Origin of the sequence: Mesorhizobium sp. M2A.F.Ca.ET.039.01.1.1 (genome assembly GCF_003998035.1) — a bacterium.
In the GTDB taxonomy this organism is placed as follows: domain Bacteria; phylum Pseudomonadota; class Alphaproteobacteria; order Rhizobiales; family Rhizobiaceae; genus Mesorhizobium.
This window is the reverse complement of record NZ_RZRY01001064.1, coordinates 1-1,618: the sequence shown is the minus strand read 5'-3', so window position 1 is coordinate 1,618 and position 1,618 is coordinate 1. Positions and strand designations below refer to the sequence as shown.

The 1,618-nt window shown below is 63.9% G+C and carries 2 protein-coding genes; one reads left to right on the top strand and one right to left on the bottom strand.

From position 1 onward, the window contains the following. Positions 1–742 (top strand): ATP-binding cassette domain-containing protein (locus tag EOA24_RS37260; RefSeq protein WP_127410781.1); only part of this gene is annotated, 742 nt, incomplete at its 5' end. 8 nt (positions 743–750) lie between these two features. Here the strand turns inward: EOA24_RS37260 and EOA24_RS37255 are convergent. Continuing rightward, complete coding sequence (locus EOA24_RS37255) at positions 751–1,596, bottom strand: fumarylacetoacetate hydrolase family protein (RefSeq protein WP_126079960.1); 846 nt, start codon at positions 1,594–1,596, stop codon at positions 751–753. Positions 1,597–1,618: the final 22 nt, after the last annotated feature.

Sequence of the window (1,618 nt, the reverse complement as noted above, 5' to 3'; positions counted from 1 at the left end):
CTATCCGCATCTGACGGTGAAGAACAACATGGCGCTGGGCCTCAAGCAGGCCGGCACGCCAACCGCCGAGATCGAGCGCCGCATCAAGATCGCATCCGCGATGCTGTCGCTCGAGCCCTATCTCGAGCGCCGCCCTGCGGAATTGTCGGGCGGCCAGCGCCAGCGCGTCGCCATCGGCCGCGCCGTGGTGCGCGAGCCGAAGCTTTTTCTGTTCGACGAGCCGCTGTCGAACCTCGATGCGGCGCTGCGCGTCAACACAAGGCTGGAGATCGCGCAACTGCACCGGCGGCTCAGGGCGACGATGATCTATGTCACCCACGACCAGGTCGAGGCGATGACGCTGGCTGACAAGATCGTCGTCCTCAATGCCGGCCGCATCGAGCAGATCGGCAGCCCGATGGAGCTCTACAATTCGCCGGCCAACGAATTCGTCGCCGGCTTCATCGGCTCGCCGAAGATGAATTTCATCGACGGCGCGCGACTGGGCGAAACGGCGAAGACCATCGGGGTGCGGCCGGAGCATCTGACAGTCGATGCGAATTCCGGCGCCTGGAAGGGCACGGTGGTGCATGCCGAGCATCTCGGCGCCGACACCAACCTCTACCTCGACTGCGAGAAGGCCGGGCTGATCACGGTGCGCATCTTCGGCGTGTACAATGCCGAGCCCGGCGCGACGCTTTATGCGACGCCGGACGCGGCGAAGACGTATCGGCTTGGCGCGGATGGGAAGGTGTTGAGGTAAGCGCCGGCTTACTCGTCCGCCTTGAACGTCTGCTTCTGCTGGCCCATGCCTTCGATGCCGAGCTCCACCACGTCGCCGGCCTTCAGGAACACCGGCGGCTTCATGCCCAGCCCGACGCCGGGCGGCGTGCCGGTGGAGATGATGTCGCCGGGATGCAGCGACATGAACTGGCTGAGATAGGAGACCAGATACTTCACGCCGTAGACCATGGTCTTGGTCGAGCCGTTCTGCATGGTCTTGCCGTTGACGGTCAGCCACATCTTCAGGTTCTGCGGGTCGGCGACCTCGTCCTTGGTGACCAGCCACGGGCCGATCGGTCCGAACGTGTCGCAGGATTTGCCCTTGGTCCACTGGCCCTGGCGCTCGGCCTGGAAGGCGCGCTCCGACACATCATGCGCGACGGCGTAGCCGGCGACATAATCCAGCGCGTCGTCCTCCGAAACATATTTTGCCGTCTTGCCAATGATCACGGCGAGCTCGACTTCCCAATCGGTCTTTTCCGAACCGCGCGGGATGAGCACGTCGTCATCCGGGCCGACGATGGCGGAACTTGCCTTCATGAAGATGATCGGCTCCGGCGGCACCGTGGCGCCGGTCTCGGCGGCGTGATCGGAATAGTTGAGGCCGATGCAGATAAATTTGCCCGTGCCGGCGACGCAGGCGCCCAGGCGCGGCTTGCCGGAGACCACCGGCAGCGTCTTGGGATCGAGCTTGGAGAGCATCTCCAGCGAGGCCGGATGAAGCGTCGTCCCGGCAATATCGGCGACATGAGCGGAAAGGTCGCGGATATTCCCATCCGCATCAAGCAGGCCGGGCTTTTCACTGCCAGCTTCGCCATAGCGCAACAACTTCATCTCAACGTTCTCCACCTTGCGG